The 23356-nt window shown below is 52.8% G+C and carries 18 protein-coding genes; 6 read left to right on the forward strand and 12 right to left on the reverse strand.

What is annotated here, in order from left to right:
• The first annotated feature begins 34 nt into the window (after positions 1-34).
• The 3 genes from VE954_RS19145 (at position 35) to VE954_RS19155 (ending at position 2707) form a co-directional block, all read left to right on the forward strand.
• Positions 35-961 carry a chemotaxis protein CheA gene (locus tag VE954_RS19145; protein WP_324955692.1) on the forward strand — a complete coding sequence of 309 codons (927 nt, stop codon included), beginning with the start codon at positions 35-37 and terminating at the stop codon, positions 959-961.
• Positions 962-1117: 156 nt separating this feature from the next.
• Positions 1118-1795 carry a hypothetical protein gene (locus tag VE954_RS19150; protein WP_324955694.1) on the forward strand — a complete coding sequence of 226 codons (678 nt, stop codon included), beginning with the start codon at positions 1118-1120 and terminating at the stop codon, positions 1793-1795.
• Between the two features lie 30 nt (positions 1796-1825).
• A complete protein-coding gene (locus tag VE954_RS19155) occupies positions 1826-2707 on the forward strand; it encodes a DMT family transporter (RefSeq protein WP_324955696.1) in 882 nt (293 codons plus the stop codon).
• A gap of 6 nt (positions 2708-2713) precedes the next feature.
• Here VE954_RS19155 and VE954_RS19160 read toward each other — a convergent pair whose 3' ends face one another.
• The 3 genes from VE954_RS19160 to VE954_RS19170 form a co-directional block, all read right to left on the reverse strand.
• A complete protein-coding gene (locus VE954_RS19160) occupies positions 2714-3196 on the reverse strand; it encodes a hypothetical protein (RefSeq protein WP_324955698.1) in 483 nt (160 codons plus the stop codon).
• Between the two features lie 264 nt (positions 3197-3460).
• Complete coding sequence (locus tag VE954_RS19165; protein WP_324955700.1) at positions 3461-4639, reverse strand: agmatine deiminase family protein; 1179 nt, start codon at positions 4637-4639, stop codon at positions 3461-3463.
• Positions 4640-4755: 116 nt separating this feature from the next.
• The gene (locus VE954_RS19170; RefSeq protein WP_324955702.1) at positions 4756-5601 is read right to left on the reverse strand and encodes a M15 family metallopeptidase; all 846 of its coding nucleotides are present in this window, start codon (positions 5599-5601) and stop codon (positions 4756-4758) included.
• A gap of 138 nt (positions 5602-5739) precedes the next feature.
• Between VE954_RS19170 and VE954_RS19175 the strand changes: the two genes are divergently transcribed.
• On the forward strand, positions 5740-7020 hold the full coding sequence (locus VE954_RS19175) for a HAMP domain-containing sensor histidine kinase (RefSeq protein WP_324955704.1): 1281 nt from the start codon (positions 5740-5742) through the stop codon (positions 7018-7020).
• Here the strand turns inward: VE954_RS19175 and VE954_RS19180 are convergent.
• Positions 7002-7946: a dimethylarginine dimethylaminohydrolase family protein gene (locus tag VE954_RS19180; RefSeq protein ID WP_324955706.1), complete on the reverse strand. Its 945-nt coding sequence runs from the start codon at positions 7944-7946 to the stop codon at positions 7002-7004. The genes VE954_RS19175 and VE954_RS19180 overlap by 19 nt on opposite strands.
• A 165-nt stretch (positions 7947-8111) precedes the next feature.
• Here VE954_RS19180 and VE954_RS19185 point away from each other — a divergent pair, with 165 nt between their 5' ends.
• Positions 8112-9395, forward strand: coding sequence for a hypothetical protein (locus tag VE954_RS19185; protein WP_324955708.1), 1284 nt, complete (start codon positions 8112-8114; stop codon positions 9393-9395).
• Here the strand turns inward: VE954_RS19185 and VE954_RS19190 are convergent.
• The 8 genes from VE954_RS19190 to VE954_RS19225 all read right to left on the reverse strand — a co-directional run bounded on the left by VE954_RS19190 (position 9392) and on the right by VE954_RS19225 (position 22411).
• The gene (locus tag VE954_RS19190) at positions 9392-9862 is read right to left on the reverse strand and encodes a response regulator (RefSeq protein WP_324955710.1); all 471 of its coding nucleotides are present in this window, start codon (positions 9860-9862) and stop codon (positions 9392-9394) included. The genes VE954_RS19185 and VE954_RS19190 overlap by 4 nt on opposite strands.
• Positions 9863-10715: 853 nt before the next feature.
• Positions 10716-13133 (reverse strand): DNA gyrase/topoisomerase IV subunit A, encoded by a 2418-nt coding sequence (locus tag VE954_RS19195; protein WP_324955712.1) that lies wholly within the window; start codon positions 13131-13133, stop codon positions 10716-10718.
• A complete protein-coding gene (locus tag VE954_RS19200) occupies positions 13130-14983 on the reverse strand; it encodes a DNA topoisomerase IV subunit B (protein ID WP_324955714.1) in 1854 nt (617 codons plus the stop codon). The genes VE954_RS19195 and VE954_RS19200 overlap by 4 nt, the downstream gene beginning before the upstream one ends.
• Before the next feature lie 140 nt (positions 14984-15123).
• Positions 15124-16521, reverse strand: a complete 1398-nt coding sequence (locus VE954_RS19205) for a hypothetical protein (RefSeq protein WP_324955716.1) — start codon at positions 16519-16521, stop codon at positions 15124-15126.
• 198 nt (positions 16522-16719) lie between these two features.
• A complete protein-coding gene (locus tag VE954_RS19210) occupies positions 16720-18306 on the reverse strand; it encodes a hypothetical protein (protein WP_324955718.1) in 1587 nt (528 codons plus the stop codon).
• Positions 18307-18381: 75 nt separating this feature from the next.
• A complete protein-coding gene (locus tag VE954_RS19215) occupies positions 18382-19074 on the reverse strand; it encodes a hypothetical protein (RefSeq protein WP_324955720.1) in 693 nt (230 codons plus the stop codon).
• 48 nt (positions 19075-19122) lie between these two features.
• The gene (locus VE954_RS19220; RefSeq protein WP_324955722.1) at positions 19123-20349 is read right to left on the reverse strand and encodes a hypothetical protein; all 1227 of its coding nucleotides are present in this window, start codon (positions 20347-20349) and stop codon (positions 19123-19125) included.
• Positions 20350-20602: 253 nt separating this feature from the next.
• Positions 20603-22411 (reverse strand): S8 family peptidase, encoded by a 1809-nt coding sequence (locus tag VE954_RS19225; RefSeq protein ID WP_324955724.1) that lies wholly within the window; start codon positions 22409-22411, stop codon positions 20603-20605.
• A gap of 177 nt (positions 22412-22588) precedes the next feature.
• On the opposite strand from VE954_RS19225, the gene VE954_RS19230 reads away from it, so the two are divergent.
• Positions 22589-23356 carry a hypothetical protein gene (locus VE954_RS19230; RefSeq protein ID WP_324955726.1) on the forward strand — a complete coding sequence of 256 codons (768 nt, stop codon included), beginning with the start codon at positions 22589-22591 and terminating at the stop codon, positions 23354-23356.

The raw sequence follows: 23356 nt of genomic DNA on the forward strand, positions 1-23356 counted from the left end.
GTTTTTCTTTCACAGGTCGCGCGGAGCCTTGAACATGCAATTAAGGGATGAAGCCATCCAGGAATACCGGGACGAGTGCCAGGACCTGCTGGAACGCATTCGAGCCACGCTCACCGCCATGGGACAGACGGGTCCGGCTCCGGAGCACGATCGTGCCCTGGCCTTGGATTTTCAGACCATGAAAGGATCAGCTGAGGTCTTTGGGTTTCAGCAGATCGCCCGCCTCGCCGAGTCCTTGCAAAGTGCGGACGTTCGGGTTGATCTTATTTTAAAAGGCCTGGATCATATTCAGCGCCTTCTGGAAATGGTGAAAAAGGATCGACAGGAACACGCGGATAGCCTGTCCACGGAATTTTGCCACGAGCTGGCCCGCCTCCGCATGCAACCCATCAGCAGCATACTGAACCGCTATCCTCGCATGGTTTCTGATCTGGCGCGCGATCTGAGCAAGGTCATTGAACTCAAACTGGAAGGCACCGCAATCAAACTGGATCCCGCCATGCTTGAAGCGCTCAAAGATCCCCTGACTCATATCATTCGCAATGCGGTGGATCACGGCATTGAATCACCTGCGGATCGCCTGGCTCAGCACAAGCCTGAACAGGGAACCGTCACGGTGCGTGCGTCCTTGGAAGAGGAGCGATTCATCATCGAAATAGCGGACGATGGGCGAGGCCTGAACCGCAAAAAAATCGCTGAAAAGGCCATCCAGGAAGGCCTTATGACAGCCGAATCGGTCCAGCACATGAGTGACCAGGAAGCCTGGCAACTGATCTTCGCCCCCGGTCTTTCCACGGCCGACCACGTGACAACCCTCTCAGGACGCGGCGTGGGCATGGACCTGGTCCGCACTCATATCGACCGGATCGGAGGCCAGGTCGACCTGAAATCAGTTCCAGGAGCTGGCACCACGGTGGTCATTAAGATTTTGAGGAAGCCCATTTCGATTCAACCCTGGTAAGATGGCATCAATTTTCTTGGGAAATTTGCGGCGTCCCCGCTGACAATGCGGCCAAAACAGCATTGCAAGGGACCACTGTGGACAATCCTTTGGATTTCGCTATAGTACAAGGCCATGTGCCTCTTGTGGCCCGTCCTGTATCCTTAAAGGATTTCCATGCGCCTCATTCTATGGATTGCGATCTTCGTCAGTACACTGGCAGGAGCCAGCTACGGCTATTATAAATTCCGTGAGAGCCGCATGATTGCGCATCCTGTTTACATCGAGGAATTCGCCCAGGAGGCTCGTCAGTCTCAGGGGTCAGCGGACGCCGCAGAAAACACGGGAGCTACGCATCCGGAAGATGACGCCGAATGCAAATACCTTCGTCAGATCGATTGGTCATCCATCATTAACAATCATACGTTCCTCCATGGCCTGGAACGCAAAGAAATAAAATCCGATACGGTTTGGACACTGCGCCTCAGTCTTTTGGCCTTTTTGGGAATGGAATACGACCTCTTTGAAATCGAAAAACTCGATGCCCAAAGTCTCACCTATCATCGCATCCACTACAGCGATGCCTCGGAAGCTGTCGTGCGCTCAGAGACACAGCCGTTTGATCACTTTCGTCAGCAGGTCTGTGGCATTGATCGGGTTCGCCCCCTGATTTACGTTGCCTCTGAAATGGGTCAGGTTGCCCTGCCCCTCCCCGAAGAATTTAACCAACGCTTTATGAATCAGGCCGAGTTCCGCCAGCTGCTTGGGCAACGCATCAATAAACCATTTCGCATCAACATCAACCAAAGCAACTGGACTGTCGAAGACTTCCTCGACCTCATGGAACAACCCTGATCCCCGGTCTGCTCAGAAAGGCAAAATTTCATGTTAGGCAACCTGCTCGCCATCAGCTGTGCCATGGTATGGTCGCTGTCGATCATCCTTATGAAAAAATCGGGCGCGCGCATCCATCCGCTGGCTTTGAATCTTGGCAAGAATGTGATTGGCCTCGTGCTGCTCCTGCTGACCGCATGGATTGTCGATGGTGGGGTGCAGGTGCCGCCAGCGCGCGAAACATCACTTTTGCTTCTGAGTGGCTTTTTGGGGATTGGTGTAGCGGATGGTCTTGTGCTGCGAGCCATGCAGCATCTCCATGCCTCGCACGTCGGCATCCTGGAGTGTCTTTTTGCCCCTTTTGTCATTATCCTGTCGGTGCTCTTCTTAGGCGAAAAACCAACCCTCACCATGTTCGTCGGCGGCGCTTTTATCGTGGCCTCACTGCTTTTTGTCAAGCCAACGCCCAGCAGCGACGATCCCAAGGATCCACCCGGCAAAAGCCGAGGCGTGCTGCTGATGGCCATGGGCCTGTTCCTGATTGCGCTGGGAATTATCCTGGTCAAGCCGCTGTTCGACAGCACGAGTCTCATTTCACTCGTGACCATACGGATGACAGCGGGCGTCGTGGGATCCGCGCTGATTTTCGCCATGGTTGGTGACCGTCGAGCCCGCTTCCGTGAATTTTTCACAGCGCCTCATAAGGCCATTCTGCTCAGTGGCTGTGTTTTAAGCGCCTATCTGTCGATTATACTTTGGGTGGCGGGTTACAAGTACCTGCAGGCTTCGGTGGCAGCTCTACTCAATCAAACGTCCACGATTTTTACCCTGATTTTTGCGATCATTTTTCTGCAGGAAAAGCTGACCCGCTCCAAGGTTATCGCCATTTGTCTGGCCATGAGTGGGGCTGCCCTCATCACTCTGGCCAGCTAAACTCGATCAGTTCATGCCATAGTCCTCGTTTTGGCTGAGTCGAACAGCAAGCTCAAGGATATAGCGGTAGCCTGCGGATTTCCGAAGCACGGACTTCACGCAGCGTGGCAGGTCCTTGCACTCTTGAGTGCGATCCTTGGCACTGATGATCAGCGTGGGCAGCTCCTTGATGAAGCAATTCAGATAGAGAGAGATGTCCACAGCGGTCTGGTCACCCAGATCATAATCCAATATAGCGGCATCATATTTCTTAAAGAGATCCATAACTCCGATATCTTCAAGCTGTTCGAAGCAGTCGAGCGGGATTCCTTCCATGTCCGCCAAACGCTGCATTATGGCCAAAAAACTGGGATCGTCGTCAATCAGAACAAGGCGACGTGGCGGTGAAAATGGTTTCTGCAACTGGCTAAAGTATCGACTGTCCCATACTCCGGTTTGTCTTTGCAGAGATGTCATTTCACATCCCATGGTTTGAATGTTCATCGTCATTTTCCTTTCCTTCGGCCTATCCGGAGTCACCTGAAAGGCAGCTTCGGTCTGGCTATCAACCTGCACAATTCTTTTCAACAAAAAGCGACGGGAGCTTGGTAACCGAGATTATGGGAAATGATCGCCATGAGCAAAGTGCGAACGCAAATCTTCCTCTCAAACATGAATTCGAGGCGGAAGTCCCTGGTTTTTGCAGCAAAAATAACGGGAATGTGAAGATGCGAAGACCGAAAATCTTCGCATCTTTAAAATAAGGAAGCAGGATTAGAGGACGGCAGGGATCTGCATGGTCACGCAGTGAACAGCGCCACCGGTCGCAATCAGTTCATCACTTGGGATGAACACAACCTTATAACCCAGCGACTGATACACGCGGCGAACTTCAGCTTCATAGGTGCTTACCAAGGACTGATCATTGTAGCTGCCCGAGCTGGGGCGAACATACTGAGGGATGATAGCTGTGCCGTTCAGCAGAAGCGAGTTGGTGTAAGAGCGGAACAGACCCGCGTTTGGAACCGGCATCGGGATGCGCACCACGTTATAGCCGAGGTCGGCGATGTCGTTCGCACGGTTATCCAAATACCTTTGAATCTGCAGAGTCAGACTGCGGTTGCTGCTCGAGGCCAACGACAGAGTTCGTTCGCTGATCTGACCCACGATGACGGTATCGTCATTCATGAACTTGCCCCACATATCGATATGGCCGGTGCCTTCGGTTGGCATCCGAGGGAAGATGTTCGTCCGGGCGCAACCGGCAAAGTCACTGTAATACTGTCGGATGTCCTCGGCATCCAACACCATGTCACCGGCCTTGAAAACGTCGGCGTTGGCATCGGTAACGCGCGTGGTCATCATACAATCGCCGCGATTGTTGTTCATGAAGTTGCCGCCCTCATTATAGACGGGAACGCTCACGCGCTCGACGCCGGTGAGGCCAGCAAAGGAACGCGCGGTGGCATCATCAGCGACACGACGTGGATAATAATTGAAATCGATTAAACGGAGTTCGCTAGAGTCGGACAAAGCACCCAGCGGCGCCCAGTCACGGGCCCAGACCGTAACCTGACCTGAATCTTTTTGCTCCACCACAGACACCTTGCTGATGCTGGTTCCCAGCGCCTGGCGCAAACGACTGAAGGTGGAAGACTGCAGTGTCTGGCCCGAACCACGGTTCACTGTCACCCAAACTTTTTTAGCACCGGCGTCGAGAATGGCTTTCACCAGATCTTCGCGACCGTAACCACTCAGCAACTCCGAGGAAACGATGACACTATCAGCCTTTGCATATTCTGCAGGAACGACCTGCTGACCACGATAAACCGCCATGTTAGATGCGGTGGCCTCTTCGTAATGTCCGTCGAGTTTTGATTTGGCACCAGTGCCACAGGCACTTGCCACCAAAGTCAGTGTCAGCAGGCTTAAGCTGATGGGCTTGAAATTCATGAAGGACTCCTTGAAAGATGGAATAACCGTCTTTCCTTTTATCGAAGCGGAGTCCAGGATACAATTTCGCTCAATTTAACAAGCCGCAAAGGATATGCAGTTTTACTAAAGGAAGATTAGCCTACTTTAATGTGCCAGGGTTCGAATCGAACACCATAAGTATTATTCGGCGTATAGCGGATATCGACATAACCGAGATCAATGAGTCTCTTGAAGACGTCACTTTTCGCGAAATGATCTGTAAAATTACGATAGCCCCAGCCCAGCTTGCCGACATCAAAATCACTGATCCCGTGATAGGAATGTCCCGGAGGTGCGAGGGAGCGCGAGGCGCGTGAGAGATTGCCTTCGCAATTGATCGCCTTCGTCAGAAACAGATGAAGCTGCTTCACAACCGATCGAATGCCAGAGGTCAGTACGATATCGCTGCCGACATCACGGACGATTTCCTGATAAAGCGCCTGCGGACGACCTTTGAAAATATAATGGCCCGAGCCAGCAATTTTCAGAGTGTCCTTTTCCTCGAATCGAGCCGTGAGTTTATCGGTGACCTTGTCACCGTAAAAACCATATTTACGTGCATCGAAGAAAAAGATTTCTTCAATGAACGCCATTTCTTCCGTTTGAAAGAGTCCCACCTGGGGCAGGTTGGCAGCCGACTTCAAAAGCTCATCAAAACTAATCAAATTGAAGCGGGCAAAGCCAATCACATCCTGAGCCCGAGCGAGTCGAGCCTGGACCTGCTTCAGCACTTTGAATTTTTCAGGAGTCAAAAAAATGTCATCGGGGAAGTCGTTGTTGAAGTTGTCGATCTTATCCTGCATGCGCTTTTGCGTGTTGGGATCCATCGGTGGGACGTTGCCCTCCTGAGAACCTTCTTCGGAAAAAGACGCCGAGAGTGGTCGCGTGGCCATCACGCCCAAGGCGAGTGCAAAACCTTTAAATATTTCGCGGCGTTGCATACCTACTCTTCCTCATATACCGGGAACCTACCCTTCGCTCTGATTCTGCTTCGGAGTCCGGAAGAAAAACTTGAGGCCTATTCCAGGTCAATTCTTAACTTTTGGAAAGAAATGCCGAACCACAGTCGAGGTCAAAGGATGACACTTAGGCTGAAAAATTTGCTTGGCAAGCAGGATCTGGAGCGACGTATCATCGCGCTCTATACCCTGGGTGCTATTATCATCACTCTCATCTTTAGCGTGATGATTGCGCTGTACGGCGCCCAAGGGCTGGGTCTGGCCTTATTCATGGTCGCGGGCAATAATCTGCCGGTTTTGTTCTTACTCCAACAGAAGCAGCATATCCAAAAAGCGTCGCTTTATCTGATCAGCAACGGTGCTTTTACCGTGACCTTCTCCGTCTTCTTTGTAGGGGGACTGGAGGGGCCTGTCAGCTATTGGGTGGGCATCCTGCCCCTCGCTGGGGGGCTGCTTCTGCATTTGCGTGGAATTATTTTTGGAACGTGTCTGGCCTTTGGTGCTGTTCTGATCCTGGCCCTTCGTAAATTCATACCTCGGGCTTACGATGTGCTGATCCCCGATGATCTCTATCTGGTCGTCTCGCTTTGCTGCTTCGTTGGCATGATCAGCTTTATGTCCTACCTTTATTTGCAGAAAAACGCGATTGTGGTCGCCGATCAGACTCGCAAGCTGGACAACCTTCTGAATATTGTCACCCATGATATTGCCAATCCTTTAACCCTTATCTCGGGCCATGCGGAATTGCTGATCGCCCAGGGTCAGGCCAATGCCCCACAAAACCAGGCCTTAAAACGCATCGTCCGGGCCTCGGAACTGATCAATCAGATTCTGCATAAAGTTCGACAGATTCAGGCCGCCAAAGCTGGCAAACTGCGGATCCAAACCTGCGCGGTCAGCCTCGCTGAAACCTTTGACAAGCTGCGCTTCGTCTTCGACAATCGCTTGCAGCAAAAGGAGCAGCAGCTCCGTATCGACCTGCCGAACATCTTCCAGGACGTCCAGGTGCATGCGGAGCCGGTGATGCTGCTCAATGAGGTGCTCAGCAACCTCGTTTCGAATGCGATCAAATTTTCGCCGGCGGGGAGTGTGATCACCATTACCGTGGCGCGTGAGCAGAATTTTATGCGAATTGAGGTCAGGGATCAGGGTATCGGCATCCCGAAAGAGCTGCTCCCTTATATCTTTGACGACTTCCGTTCCACGAGTCGACCGGGAACGGAGGGAGAAGCGGGGACGGGTTTTGGTTTGCCCCTGGCTCGCCACATCGTCGAAGCCTTTGGCGGCAGTTTGCATGTCAAAAGTCGATCCACGGATGAGCACCGGAAAAATTCAGGCAGCGTCTTTATCCTTTTGCTGGCGACCTGCCGTGAATCCAGGACTCAGGCCAAGGCTTCCTGAGGCCAATTGTTCCAAGGGCTCTGCATTTTCATACAGAACACCGAACCACCGGATTTGATATATTCCTCGGTCTCCACTTCAATGGGCGTAAAGCCATAACTGCGAAGGACCGAGCAGGTTTCCTCACAGCCCTTCTGCAAGATCACATGCTGCTGATCAGGACAATGTGCATTGCAGGCAAAACCCGGAGCGTCGGCCTCGTGCAGCGGCACTTCAATGATGCGCGGGAAAAGTCGACCCAAAGTCGTCCAGCCTTCGTCCGTAAATCCTTCGCGACAGGCCAGGACCGTGCGGGCATCGAGCAGACTGAGGCAGGTGTCGAGATGGTAAAATCTTGGATTAAGCAGTTCAAAGAGGACGATGGGGGTGCCAGTGATCGCATGAATCGTTTCATAGATGCGGCGATCGGTACGGAAGCCGTAACCACCGCAGATCAGGCGTCGGCCAGGGACCCACAGGGCATCCCCCATGCCTTCAAACAAAGTCTGGTCTTGCCTTGCTGGCAAGGAATGAATACGCACACCTAGTTTTTCCAGCTGACCCGCAAGGCAGGCCACTTCCAGATGTCTTGTTTCATCCCACATGTTGCTGAGAATGACCGCGGGATGGCCCGAGGCGTCGAGGAAAGGAAACGTTTGATTGGCACAAAACACCATGTCGGGGCAGGCGATGCGGCAGTCCATGATCGTGGTTTTCAGCCCGAGCTGCTGATAAATATCCACCAGTTTTTTCCACTGCTGCTGGGCGCGATCCCGATCAACCTTATGCAGATCGCCCTTGGCATCACGCATGTGCGCGTTGATCGCAGCCACCAGATCGAACGCATCCGGCTTAACAAAAAAGACCGATCGGCCTTGAATCATCTCAGGATATTGGTCTGCAGGACGCAAGTTTCCACCGCTGCGATCGATCAAACATCGTTCCATGGACTCACTCTGTTTTTAAAATAATTGAACGCCTCTTGGTATTTATCCAAAAATTTAGAATATGTTGCAAGAAAATTCAAAATCGAGCCATAACGGCACCGCAAGTGGCTCATGTACAGGACATTTCTTCCGAAACGTAAGACATGGAATTTCAAAGAGGTCGGTGTGCCCAAGGCTTCCTTCATGCCAGACAAAATTTCAAAACCATGGCTGCTCATGGCTTTTATGCTCGGTAGTCTTCCGAGCATCGCCCGAGCGGATCTGGCAAGACAGCATCAATCCTTTGATCGATTGATACTGCCTGGAGGACGCTCGGCCATGCTAGGCGGGGCTTACACGGCTCTGTCAAACGACCCTTCAGGCCTTTTTTACAATCCCGCTGGTATCGTTCATAGCGCGCAAAATCAGGTTTCCTTAAACACCTGGTCGACCAATCGCAGTGAAGTCGTCTTCAAGGAAGCCGTCAAGGGCCAGGATTACACGGAAACATCCGATACTCGGTTTGGTGGATTCGCCGGTGGTATCTTCCATAAAAAGTGGCTCACGCTCGGCTATGTGTTCGCGACTTTGGATAAACGCAACATCAATCAGAATGACTATTTCCAGGATATATCGGAAGAGGAAGGCCAAGCGCGTGATTTTACGCGCATCCATCAGGAAAGTAATTCCTACGACCTCTTTGGAGCGTCGATGGCGTTCCAACTCGGCAAATCCTGGTCGATCGGTACGGCGGTTTTTTATTATGATCGCAATATTGAAGCCATGGACTATCAGCAGGTGCTCTTTAATGGGGGACAGGTGCTGGTCCAGGAATCCAAGGTCCGCGTCTCCAACCAGGGCTTTCACGTCACCGGTGGCCTGCAGTATCACAGCGAGAATTTGAGCCTGGGCGTAAGTATGCGCGTCGGGGAACCTGTTTTGAATGAAAGCAGTCTGAACTTCAACTCAGTCACCCACGCGGTGGCCAATACAGTGCCTGATGTGGTCAATTACAGGAGCGATGAGTATGAAATCGAGACCGAGGTCATTCCCACCATCTATCGCTTCGGAGCCGCTTTTCATCCTGCAAAAGGGTTTCTCGTGACCACCGATGCCTCGTACTCAACGCCTGTCGATGTGGACAATGGATCGCCTGATCGCCTGGCGACCTGGAATTACGCGCTGGGTTTGGAAACAGGCTTCGCCAACTGGCGCCTCATGCTCGGACTCTTTACCAACAACTCGGTATTTCCTAAAATCGTGGCCGATGCCACCAATCAAACCGCGCATCTGGATTATATCGGCAAAACCATTGGGACTTCCATTATCACCAAGGCCTTTGACCTTCATCTCGGTTTTATCAGGCAGGATGGCAAAGGCACCGCACAAATCGTGGCCGGCGCTGCGGCCAATCAGGACGTGGAAGCCACCACCGAAAATTTTCTTCTGAGCTGGACCTTCAAACTCTAAGCCTGCGCCGCCGTTTTACAGGCCATCTTATAATGATGCATATGTTCCTTGATCTTTTGAATCAAAAGCGTCCGGTTGATCGGCTTGCAAACAAAATCATCACAACCCACCTTCAGACATTGCTCCAGATTTTCCCGACGGGTATGCGCGGTCACGGCCAGAATGGGATTTTTGAATCCCATGTTGCGAAGCCGGGTCGTGGCTTCATAGCCATCCATCTCGGGCATCTGAATATCCATGAGAATAACGTTGTAATTCCCACGCATGCCCTTTTCCACACCCTCAACACCGGTACAGGCCAATTCCACTTCGGCCTCGGCCAGACCCAGCATGCGACAGACCAGCTCACGGTTATCGGGTGCGTCGTCCACAAAGAGAACTTTAATTCCCTTTAGATTCAGCAGGGGCTGGTCCGCGGCGTTGGTTCGCGTCGGTCGGACTTTGCTTTCATCCTGGAGTGGTTTCATATCGTTTCTCCTTGCAGCTGGTAGCCCGATCTCAAAAATACCTGGACGGTACTTCGGTCTTCGAAAGATCAGTTCTTCCTATCATAAGTCGAACCTGTCGACTGGATCGTCAACTCAGCAAATCCCAGGAATGTGATTCATGAAGTTCACGCATCTCATGACTCAGCTGACCTGAGATCCACTTCGGCAAATATGATTGGCTTCAGTTGGCAATTTAAGCCTTTTTAAGACGCCTGCCAATTCCTCTTTTTACCGCAAATCTTCAGCTCAGGTTTTTGGCTTGGGTGCCAACATCACACAAAATTCTGTCCGATAACAAGCAGGACATGGATCCGGTGCATGGGTTCGAGCCTTGACCGACTGCAGTTCAGAATCGTTATGCAGCTTGGGTTTCCTAGCATCGAAGGCTTGCATCGTCTTCTCCGGCTAGCCCTCACCGTTTCCCAGCAGAACACCATTTTTCACGGACACTATTCATCACGACTATTTCGGTTTTCATCATGAATGAATCATCTCGCATGCCGGTGCTCCCATACACTGTCTTTCTGCGTCGGTACGGGCAGAAAGTCGCTGAGGTTTTCGCAGAGAATGTGCGTATCTTTCCTCGAAACGCTGCCCATCTTCGCACCTCGCAAAACCAACGCTTTTATGGGATCCATCAGCATGAAAATTCGTCTTGGATTGGTGCATCGTATGTGCCAAAGATTCAAAATCGGAGCGTGACTTGGGTAAACCCGCTGAAATTGTGCGCATCACGAAAGTCTTGTACACCAGGAGGACACCAGGCGACGCGCGACAAGAACGCCGTGCTTTCAGGACATGCGCCTTTGAGGGGGCTGGCCCCCTCTCGGTCTTACGTTAACAGCAATACACTCGCCAGCCCAGGACGGGCAATTTTAGTCGGTGAAGCGTGGGGCGCCTTGCACGAAACCCAGTCGGACAGCGACATGATCTCGGGCGGTCCCTGCTCGGCTTTAAAGGTCAGGCGGAGCAGAGGATCATCGGCAAAACTCAATCCCACCAAGGTATGATCCCGGAGTTCACTCAGTTGAAATTCACTGCCGTCCCCCCACTCTTCTGTTTTCAAACGGCGGACCAGCAGCACATCCTCCTGGCGTCGACGACTGATGACGCTCAGCACAGCTTCCTGCGGCAAGAGCAAACAGGAATGCAAGGCGCCCGGTAGTTTCTGAGCAAAGGCCGCGGTAAAGACCCGAAGATGGCCTTCCTGTGTCACAGCCAAAAGTCGCGCATCGGCGGCAAAGGTGCCAATCGCTTTTCCACCCACACTTTCACCAAGACGATGGGTCTTGCCATCGTAGGTCAACTTCAAGGTCAACTTCGGCGTTTGCGCCCGTGCCACGGATTCCACGCGACGGAGCGTCAGGACCCGCCCTCGGCTATTGCGTGTTTCAGCGGTGAGCTTGCCCATATTGTAGAGCAGCGGTTGCTTCTCCTGGACCAATTTCACTTCCACATAGGCATCGGTGCCTTCAGGCCAGATCTGGACAAACAGCACAGACTGAATGCCTTTGGCCAGCTCATAACTTTTGTCGCGCGACCAGCCGCTCAAACGCACGGCTTTGGCCAGCACGGGTCCATCCTCCTGCTCGCGATAGGCGATATGCAAAACGCTGGTCCCACTGCCCGGCGGCAGAATATTGACGAACAGCAGATCCTCGCCGACAAAAGCTTTATCGCTGACTTTGACCAGCATCGCCTGGCCGTTGCGTCGAACAGCCAGAACTTCGTCGAGATCCGAACAATCGGTGAGGAATTCATCCTTTTTCAAACCGGTTCCCAGGAAACCTTCCTGCCGGTTCACATAAAGTTTCTGATTGGCCAGCACCACTTCCCGGGCGCTCACTTCACCAAAGACGGCGATTTCAGTGCGACGTTTGCTGGTCTTGCCAAAGCGCTGTTTCAGCGACTTGTACCAATTGACCGTGTAAGCCGTCAGCTGCTTGAGGTGGCCTTCAGTCTCTTTCAATTCCTTCTGCAGTTTTTCCAGAACCTTGTTCGCCTGCTCGCTGTCGAATTTCGTCAAACGCTTGAAACGAATCTCCAGGAGGGCCTCAAGATCATCATCGGTGACCGTGGTCACGATCTCTTTAAGATGCGGCTTGAAGGCTTTTTGCAGGATGGGCAGAGCCTCCTCCCAGGACGTGGCTCCTTCCAGCTTGCGATAGATCTTTTGCTCGATGAAAATCTGTTCCAGCGTGGCCTTGTGAATTTTATGGAGCAGATTCTCGCGATTCAACTCCAATTCACGCTTCAGAAGATCACGGGTTTGATCGACGGCAAATGTCAGCAGATCCCGCGTGCCTAAGAACGCCGGCTTTTCATCCTGGATGACGCAGCAGTTGACCGAGATGCTCACTTCGCAGTCCGTAAAAGCATAGAGCGCTTCCATGGTCTGCTCCGCCGAAACCCCGGTCGGAAGATGGACGCGGATATCCACCTCATAACCAGTGTTATCCTCGACGCGTTTGATCTTGATCTTGCCCTTCTCGTGAGCGGTCAGAATCGATTCAATCAAACTCACCGTGGTGGTACCAAAAGGCAGATCACTGATTTGCAGCGTCCTGACATCGACGATTTTAATTTTAGCTCGAACCCGAATCCGGCCCCCGCGCCGACCTTCCTGATAGGCACTGAAATCCGCAAGACCACCTGATGGAAAATCAGGCAGCAGCGTAAAAGGCTTGCCCTGCAGATGAAGGATGGCGACATCACAGAGTTCGGCAAAATTATGCGGCAATATTTTGGTTTGCAGGCCGACGGCAATCCCCTCGACCCCTAGGGCCAGGAGCAGCGGGAATTTTACCGGCAGATGCGTCGGCTCCCGATTCCTCCCATCATACGATGCCTGCCATTCCGTGAGGGACTCGTTAAAAAGGATCTCCTTGCCCAGCACCGAGAGACGTGCTTCGATGTATCGAGGCGCCGCCGCCCGGTCACCGGTGAAGGTGTTACCCCAGTTGCCCTGCATATCTATCAGCAGCTCTTTTTGAGCGATTTTGACCAGAGCATCTTCGATCGCCATATCCCCGTGAGGATGATAGCGCATGGTGTGACCTATAACGTTGGCGGCTTTATTCAGACGACCGTCATCCAATTCCCACAGCGCATACAGAATGCGCCTTTGCACGGGTTTCAGACCGTCCTTGATATGCGGCACCGCCCGATCCAATATCACGTACGAGGCATAGTCCAAAAACCATGACTCGTACAAATCTTCCACATGGGCATGGCCCGTTTCCGTTCTCATTCAGCTTGCTCCAGAACACTCAGAGGTTCTTCCGTACGCAGATTATCAATAATGAAGCGCTGACGCTCCTGTGTGTTTTTTCCCATGAAATAGCTTAAAATCTCCTGGATGGCCGCCTTCTGCGAGAGGCGTACGGGCTCCAGACGCATTTCCGATCCAATAAACTGCCCGAATTCATCGGGCGAGATTTCCCCAAGACCCTTAAAGCGGGTGATTTCCGATTTGGCGCCCAGGGCCTGCACGGCCTTGTTCTTTTCCTTTTCATCGTAACAGTACCGTAGGGCCTTCGGCGTGCGCACGCGGAACAGCGGTGTTTTCAGAATAAAGAGATGACCCGACTTGACCAGCTCCGGGAAGAACTGCAAAAAGAAGGTCATCAGCAGCAGGCGGATATGCATGCCGTCGACGTCAGCATCGGTCGCAAGGACGATGCGCTGATAACGGAGGTTATCAATGCCGTCTTCTATATCCAGAGCATGCTGCAGAAGGTTGAACTCCTCATTCTCATAGACGACTTTTTTAGTCATCGCAAAGCAGTTCAGGGGTTTACCTCGCAGACTGAACACCGCCTGCAGCCTGACGTCCCGAGCTTTGGTCAACGACCCGCTGGCCGAGTCACCCTCGGTAATGAACAGCGTCGACAGTTGAGCATCGGTATCCCGACTCAAGCGATGCACGCGGCAATCCCGCAGCTTTTTGTTGAAAACGTTGGCCTTGCGCGCCCGTTCATTGGCGAGCTTTTTGATACCCTGCATTTCCTTGCGCTCACGTTCGGACTGCAGAATTTTTTTCTGGAGTGCCTGCGCGGTTTCAGGATTCATATGCAGGTAATTGTCGAGCTGCTGCCGCAGAAAATCGATGATCCAGGTCCGCAGACTCGGCCCATCATCACCCAGGTTCTGCGTCCCAAGTTTGGTCTTCGTTTGGGATTCAAACACCGGATTTTCAATCCGGATGGCTATGGAGGTAATGAGGCCACTCCGCACATCGGCAGCATCATAATCCTTCTTATAAAATTCCCGAATCGCCCGCACCAGCCCCTCGCGCAGCGCCGCCTGATGCGTGCCGCCCATGGTGGTATGCTGGCCGTTCACAAAGGAATAGTGCTCTTCCCCGTACTGTTCGCCGTGACTGAGTGCCACTTCGATGTCCGGCCCACGGATTTGGATGATGGGATAGCGCAGTTCCAGCAGCGCGGTTTTGTTCTTCAAAAGATCGAGCAAACCATCCTTGGAAGCAAAGACCTGCCCGTTCAGAGCCAATTCCAGGCCACCGTTCAGCCAGGCGTAGTTCCACAGCATCTGCTCGACGATTTCACGATCGAACGCGTAACTGCGAAAGATGGTTTCGTCAGGCCGAAAGAAAACCTCGGTCCCATCTGGCGCCTTGGGATCCTTGAAGCTTTCTTCTTTCTGGAGTATGCCCTTCGAGAAGGTGGCTCTGACACCCTGCCCCTGTCGTCTTGAAGCAATCGTGAACTCCTCAGACAGGGCATTCACAGCCTTGGTACCGACCCCGTTCAGACCGACAGATTTCTTAAAGGCACCCGAGCCATACTTACCACCTGTGTTGATTTGTGAGACACAGGCCACGACCTTGCCCAAGGGAATCCCACGACCGTAGTCGCGAATCCGCACACCATTAGGCTCCAGATGGATTTCAATGCGGCTGCCAGCCCCCATAACGTGCTCATCGACGCAGTTATCCACGACCTCTTTGAGGAGGATATAGATACCGTCATCATTCTGGCTGCCGTCGCCCAATTTGCCGATATACATGCCAGGTCGCAGGCGGATGTGATCTTTCCAATCCAGGGATTGGATATGTTCTTCGCTATATTCCTGCTCCATTCATTTTCCTCGTTTCCGTCCGTTCGCATCATACAATAGTGCAAAGGATGGCTCGATGCGAGGGAACCTGGCAAGGAAAAAAGCAAAAAGCCGGGCAATAACGCCCGGCTTCGTAGATCTTGAGTTAGGGACTGGTCAGCTTACCTGGCGACCTCAATCACGTCGAAAGCGAAGGAAATCTTGTCAGCCTTCACATCGGCAATCCAGGTTGAAGCCGTGGAACCACCGGTGCTGATCACGGCCTTGGTCAGATCTGGACCACCGGCAACCGTATCAACCAGAGTATAAGTACCGTGGCTGGAGCTGTAGATGCCGTTGATCAGAGGATAGATACCCTTCACATGCAGAGGCACGCTCGACACGATCTTGAGTTCTTTCACGCCCAGGGAGCGCTTGCCTTCCTCGGTCGTGTTTTCCCAAACCGTCGCCACGATTTTAGCATCGGGGGCTCCGGCCACTTTCAGAGGCACCGTGATGTCCATGAAAGTGCGGGTGAACTGGTCACCGTTAAAGTCAGGCTTGGTCGTGACCACGATCTGGTTGATTTTTACAGCACCTTCCCGCTGGGCAACCCGCACTTGGATCGGACCAGGTGCTGCGACGTTGAACGTGAAAGGGTTCGCAGTAGGTGCGTTTGCGTTGGCCGCCGCGATAAACATCTGAGCCCACTTCCAGGTGTCAGCACCGGTCACGGGAGCGATGAAAGCATTGAAGGCAGCGCCGGCTGCAGGTGAAACCCACACTTCGTTGCTGGTATCAGCTGCTGTCTTCACACGAGCCCACACAAAGTAGGTTCCGGCAACCTTCGCATCCAGAGTGAAGGTGATAAACGGAACAGCTGGGGTGGCAGCGTTAGGAGCAGCTGCAACACGGGCAGCCGCTGGAGACGTCGCGTAGTTCTTGATCGCTCCATCGACATCATCGGTCGCCATCGTATAGCCAGTCAAAGTCGCTCCCGTGATGCCGGCAAAGGCATATTCGGTAGGAATTGACAGCGTGATGGGCGCAGCTGTATTCATCAGCACGTCACCTGTGGCATTTGGATAAACGACTGGCTTGGGCTTATAGCCGTTGGCCTCCAGATCTCCCAGCCACAGTTTCATTTTATCCGTCATGGTGTCGATACAAGTTTTGTTCGACCCATCCCAGCAGTTGTGGGCTTGTTTCATCTTCAAAACAGGGAGCGTCTGGTCGATACCAGCGTATTTGTCGAAGCCTGAACGACTCAGGAAGGCAAGGTGGGCTTGGTCGATTTCACCGCTCACGAAAGTTGTCGCGTGGCAGCTTGCGCAGTAAGGCTTGAGCAGTGGCTCGTAGAGGTTGGCTTTAAAGGATGCCAGCGATGCTTCCATGGGAATATCGTCGGTTGCGACAATAGGTGTACCCGTGTCGTCATCTATGCCATCACCATTTGCATCTTTTACCGGTGAATTTGTAGTCGTTATCCCACCAGTAGGCTTGGAAGGCGCCTGACCGCAACCTGTGAGTCCTATGGCCACGAAGCTGCTCAGCGCTAGGATGAGTCCGAACTTCTTCATATGAGTCCCCATCTCCTGAATTCAAAACCGAAACCAAAAAGTTTCGGCCAAATTTCATCCCTCTCATAACCGGTCTCTATGGTCAGGAACCAACAGCAAGCAGCATGCGGAGCAGCAGGAGAATATGACCAATTTTCTGTTGCGGAGGCCAACAAGAGGCGCCGCCGTAAAGCGGCGCCTTTGTTGAATCCGATGTCATTAGGCTTTTGGAGCAAAGGCCTGGTAAATCGCTTCCTGACCTTTGAACGGGTTGACCGTTGCGTTGGCAGCCAGGATCGCTTCAAACTGAGCACTCTTGCCCGCGAAAGCAGCGAAGTTGTAAGCGATACACAGAGCTTGAGCAGCTGGTGTACCAGCAGTAACTGTAGCGTAGCTTGTATCAACCGCACCGGAATCAGCATACTTGCCGATCTGGAGGCTGTTGGTACCTGGGATTGCGGTCTGACCGATCGCCAGCATCAAAACGGAACCATGGGAACCGTTATCAGCGGAGAAGTCCGTACCATTACCCGAAGAGGTCGAACCGTCAGAAGTTACGGCGATGAAGAGTGGAGCGCCTTTACGGTGAGCCACTTCCAGAGCCAAACCAGCGGTCTGACCAGCGGTGAAGTCCTTGGCGTTCTGAGTCGCACGGCCTTGACCGTGGTAATCAAAGCCGCCCATTTCAACCACTGCGCCCGAAGCAAGACCATCAGACAAGAGTTTCGCCATGATGACGGCTTTCAAGCTCGATGGACTGTTAGGAGCAGCCGTCGTAGGACCTGTCAAAGTCGCGACTGGAATCGCGTTGAACGGAGTGCCTGTGATGGCTGGATCCGTTGTAGGAGTCAGAGCAGCAGCAGTGAACTGGGTCAAGAGATCCTTGGCACCCATGTAACCGCACTCGATCAGATCCTTAACCTGCTGGTTCAGATCTTTGGCCGAGAACGCGCCGAGTTTCGAAGCGGTCAGTTTGTGAGCAAGGTCAGCAACCGCGACCGACGACTTGACGTCGCCGCCAAAACGAGTTGCGATCAAACCTGGGTTCACAAGGTTAGCCAAGCTGCCTTCGTTGGCGATAGCAGCTTTAGCAAGGCCAGGGTTCTGAGCGACGTTCAGAGGAGCCGTACGACCCAGGGTGTTAGCCTGGTTGCTGGTACCGGCGATCTGCACGAGCTGACCTGGGTTACCGATGACCTGAGTTGCCAACTGAACTGGGTTCAGTGGGTTGTTCGCCGTATCATCACCGGATGTACCGGCCATACCAACCGCTACAGTCTTGGCAAGAGCAGCGGCGCTCATCACACTCTTCATACCAGCCAGGAACTGGCTGGTGGCAATGAACTGACCCTTGACGCTAGCGTCGAGAGTCGGAACACCGGTTACACCCAGAGTCTGATAACCAGCGGCAGCAAGCGGCTCGAAAGCAGCGCCGGCAGCTTGTTTACCGATCATGATGTTACCCGAGATGGCAGCGCCACCCGAAAGTTCGATTTGCAGGTAGCCTGGCACTTTCGCGCCAGCGGCACCAGCAGCTCCGCCCTTGGCACAAACAGGAGCTGCGAGAGCTTGCTGACCGAAGGTGCTGAGGATACTGGGTACCACAGCGTAGGACAGACCAGTCATCAAACCAGCGCCGAGGAGTTCACGGCGGGTGGTTGGAAGTTTGTGGTCAGCGTGCAGGGCGACTTTCGAAGCTTCAGCTTCGACAGCGCGCTGGGCTTTATCAGCTTTTTCGGCCTTCTCAGTGCTCTCTTTCGCAGCGAGTTTGGCCAGGATTTCTTCTCTTCTACTTGTAAATTTCATATCCATTACCCCGTATGTCATGCTGTTGTTTTAATGTAATTCCCGTTCGTTTCGTTCCTGCTTGAAAACTGCATCTTAGAAGATGAAGAACTCACCGCTTGAGACGATACCCGCGCAGGTAGCCATGAAAATTCCAGGGCCGGTTGCACCGGCGATACCTTTCAGAGCGTCCACAGTAGCAGCGACAATCGCGATGTCGGATGCACGAGGACCCTGCAAGGAAGTTTCAGCACCGTAGAAGCCGTCCACCAAAGTCTTGGCGAAGGCTGCGGAGTCTGCAGGGACTGCAGCGAGAGTCAAACCGGGAAACTTGGCAGCCAACAGCGTAGCGTTGTTCGCCATGACGTCACAGTAGGTCGACGACAGTTTGGTCAGCGAAGCCACTTTACCAGCCGTGATCGCTGCAGGAGCATGATCAGTTGGCAAAGAGCTCAGAGCCCGTACGTATTCAGCAGCTGGAGCGATCCCGCCGGCAGCAGCTGGAGCGTTCAAGGCCACACCAGTCAAGTTCTGAAGGTTAGCGGACACCTGACGGAAGTTCAGGAGGCCGAAAGAACTCGACAGAGCTTCAACTTTGTTGTTGGGCTTGTTCGAAGCGTCTTCGGCTGGGGTTTCACCCTCAGCATTTCCATCACCGACTACGTCACCAGGGGCCTGACCAACGTCGGGGGAACCCTTCGAAGCCTTCTTGGACGAGCAACCTGCGGCAAACAATGCTGCACTTACAGCCAGGCCGAATATAGTCAAACTCTTTCTTGAGATAACCATTGCTATAATCCTTTCTTATTCTTCTTTAAAAATGATCCCGTAAACTGCTTACATACCGATTTTGCTTACACACTCAGCAGCTGTGTCTTTGAACAGCTCTTTCATGTTATAAGTCTTCGTAAACTCACCGGCGAGGCGGGAGATAACAGCTTTTTCAGCTGTCGAAGTCTCTTCTTTCAAGCCGCAAACAGTCTTGTAAACACGCTTAGCCATACACTCTGGGAACATTTTCGAAGATGCCAGCATGTCGCCGAGAGACTTAACGCCGGTACCCGATTTCTTGGTAGCATCCCAGCCCAAAGCCGAGTTCGTACCTTCCAACCACAGGTTCATCCAAGCGTCGTTGGTGACAACAGCACCGCCGGGGAACACATCGTTGTTCTGGTTCGTCTTGGCAACTGGAGCGGCAGCGATTGTGATCGCAGCAGCAGCGTTAGCCTGGGCGGGTGGAACAAAGTTAAAGAAAGAGAACGAGTTGGCCAAAGGATCCATACCAGCATGGCAACCCACGCACTCAGTACGATACTTGCTGGCGTCACCACCAGGAGCGCGGTCAACGTCACGACGAACATAGATGTCGGCGCGAGACACATCGGAAAGATCTTCCATGTCGCGACACAGATAGTTCATCGAAGTAAATCGGAAAGGAGCGCGGTTGGTACCGGCATCATAATACACAGAACCGAAACCGCGCAGAGTGAAGATACCAGCTTGGACAGCCAAACCAGTAGCACCCGTCTGAGTAACGGCGGTCAGAGCGCTGGCAATTGGGCCGCCAGTGGTCTTATGCGTGTTATAAAGGGTGTCATAGATCGCGTTGGTTCCAGGCACATAGGTTGTACCTGTTGGAATGTACAACACGTCGTCGGAGAGGATCGCGCGATAGTCTTTCTCGTCGCGAACCATACCAATGACCGTTGCGGTCAAGTCATTCAAAACACCGGTAAATGTAGCGCCGCTGCCTTCAGCAACGGATCGATCTTCGCTGGCCTCTATTTGTGCGAAATTCAAAACGGTCACTGAGTAGAACAAGTCGTTCTCAGTGGCAGCCTTGCCCACAACATCGGCGAGGTAAGCGGTTCGGTCAGCACCTGCAAGAGGGGCGAGGGCCGCACTCCAGGTGGCAAGGTCGGCCGCAGCTGGCCGAATGCCTGTTAAACGCTGGTAAACAAATTCAACCTGAGCTCTGGCCTTCGAAAGGTCATCAGTGCCTGCACCAAATGCGGGCATACTCAGGAGCAAAGTCACCATTAATCCTGATGCGAAGTGTTTCATAGTTCCCTAACCCCTTGTCATGAGATTCTAAGAGTCAACAAAAAGCTATGTTGTAATATCGGCAAAACTCCGAATTTCTTTAGGGGGTCAGACTGTTTTTTAATTTCGGTATGGCTTATGGAGACTTAGCGCGGAAGAATTGGAAGAATTGCCAAATCTTTGGGGGGAGCAGAATAGCAGGAAATGAGGAAACGTACGAAAAAGCTTACAGAAAAGGCAGGAGTGCCTTCTCTGTAAGCTAACAATCAGAGGATTAACGACCCGAAAGTTTCAGCTTGATGAGCTGGACCTGAGAGCCCGAGGTATCCACCGCTTCAGCAACCAGGGTGCCGCTACCATATAGATAATAGGCGTCCGGGGTCTGAACCAGTTTACCAGTCGCATCCAGATCACTGCGATCCAGGCTGGCGAAGGCATAAGGCGTAGGATCACTGTTGGTTACCCAGTACAGATAGATCTTGTACGTTTTACCTTGGGGCCAGCCGGTCACTGCAAAGCGGGTGGCTTTCAGCAAAGTCTGACCTTCGGTAAGACCCACAAAGCTCATACTCGTAGGAACGGGCTGGGTTGGAGCCGGTTGTTCCGGAGTTGGCGTTGGGTTGGGAGTCGGCGTTGGATTCGGCATAGGCGTCGAAGGATTGTCACCACCAGGGGTTTTGCCCTTCAGCATGGCATCAGCCAAAACCAAAGTATCCATCACACCACCAGCGGTCACTTCCGATTTCAAGTTGCTCGTCCGCACCGATTTCATCAGAAGCGCCATCACATCGTTATGCTTCAGGCGATCTTTCGGCGGCGTACGGGCGATACTCAAAGCCAGAGCATAAGCACCGGCAGCGACAGGACTGGCCATCGAGGTTCCACTCAGAGCCTTGTAGCCACCACCCATGTAGGTGGAAACGTCCTGATCACCAGGAGCTGCGATATCAACCGTGGCACCGCGATTCGAGAAGCCAGCAAGAGCATCACGAGCATCGGTGGCGGCGACTGAGATCACGTTGTCATACGAGGCCGGGTAACTGTAAGCGTAACCACGACCCGAGTTCACACCCAAACGGAGACTTTCGTTACCAGCGGCAGCGAAGACGATCACGCCTTTGCTGGCCAGATCCGAATAGAGAGCACTGGGGTGCGAGTTTTTCGGTTGAGCCAGGAAGTTATTACCACCCAAAGACAGGTTGATAATATCCGCACCCTGAGCCGCAGCCCACTGAACACCGCGGTCGATTTCGATCGACGAACCACGGCCACTGGCGTCCATAACACGAACGGGTATGATTTTCACGTTAGCACAGGAGGCAACACCGACGACGCCGATGTTATTGTTACTCGCCGCACCGACCAGACCAGCCACGTGGGTTCCGTGACCATTCTGATCATCCCAGTTGCCATCAGGACGGCCGCTGGCGCCTTTGCCAACAAAGCTGGCCCCAACAATCTGGCCATTGGCGTCACGCAGGAACTGACTCTGCAAATCCGCGTGATCTTTATCCACACCTGAGTCAACGACGGCGACGATCACCTGCTGACCTAGTTTGCCACCCAAAAGATCACAGGCCTGATCACGCTTGATTTTATCAAGGTGATACTGACGTTCTTTATAGGGATCATTTTCAGTTTGAGCCAATTGGATCGAAGCTTCGGCTTCCACGTCCTTGATGTGGCTCAAGGTTTGAAGTTTTCGCAGGGTGTCGGCCACTTGATCTTCGCTCTGCTCGCAGCCCGTCAGCTTAAGCTGGTAGGTTGATGCGAGATCTGCGGAGATAGCTCCTGGTTCCCAGGACAAGGCTTGAAGTCCGCCGAATCCACAACCGAGTTCTTCGGCTACAGTTTTGGCTTCAGCGCTGATGGCATTCAAGGACTCTTCTTCATTGGCTTCCGCAGCAACCGTCAGCTTATAACTGCCGGGAACAACGTTAGCGGGAACACCATGGCGCAAATTTTCCAGTTTGGTCGAGGGTTGGCAGGCATAAATACTGGATAGACTGACCAGGGCTAGGGCCATGTGCATCCATGGCTGGAGACGGCTACGGGAAATTGGTCGCATGTTCTTCAACTTCATATCAACTCCGTTTCAACTACAACAACAATGTCAACAGGTGCACCGGTTCACTGGGCTCCTTCTATCCCACGCTTTGACTGGCCCAGTGACCAAGATTTCAGTAAGTGCAGGTGGTTTCCCGCAATTTTGGGTTTTTGACCAGGTTTTTTCAAAAAAGCCCAAGGATTCGGCTAGCCATTGCTCAGGCTTTCTTTTCCCACCTATAATGGTGAGAATGCCCGCATAACTTTCTCCGATTGGACCCCAATGATCGCGACCCGCCTTATTCTTATGGCCTTGAGCCTATGCAGCGCCCCTTCCTGGGCCGGCGTGGCTGTGGACCTGAGTTTCGGGCAAAGCATCAGCGGCAGCATAAACGTGGGCAAGAGCCATCCGCTGCAGCAGCAGAGCTTTGCCCTGGGTGTCGACTATGTGGGTAATTTAAGCCGTGGACTTCTCGGAACCGGCAATGAACGTTTCAGCCTCGGTCTTGGGATGTACACGGCTCAGGTCAGCTACGATGCGGGCGGCATCAAAAACAGTGGCGGCAACTTTTTTCTGACCGCGCGAACGGGCTGGATGACTTTGGTGGCGAGTAAAAACTGGCTCGTGCAGCTGACCCCTGAATTCATTTTGTTTTCCAAAATGAGTACGGCGTCCTACTCGCAGACGACGATCGATGGCGATAACTTTCAGTCGGCCTCGTTATCGACGTTCAGTGGCAATGGTTCGATTCGTCTGCCAGTTTATGTGGGAAAAAAAATAAACTGGAAGCTCGGCCGGGCGGATCTTTTTGTGGGTGGATCCTTCAGCACGCTGATGCAAAGTTTTTCCAAGCGCAATGACACGGTCGTGGCCACCTCCCCTTCCACAGGCAAGGTCAATAGCCTCGAAAAGAACAGTGCCGGGAGCTATCAGCTCCAGGCCTTCTCGATTGCATTTCATTTAACATTTGTGATGATGTGA

The organism is Oligoflexus sp. (assembly GCF_035638955.1).
In the GTDB taxonomy this organism is placed as follows: Bacteria; Bdellovibrionota_B; Oligoflexia; order Oligoflexales; family Oligoflexaceae; genus Oligoflexus.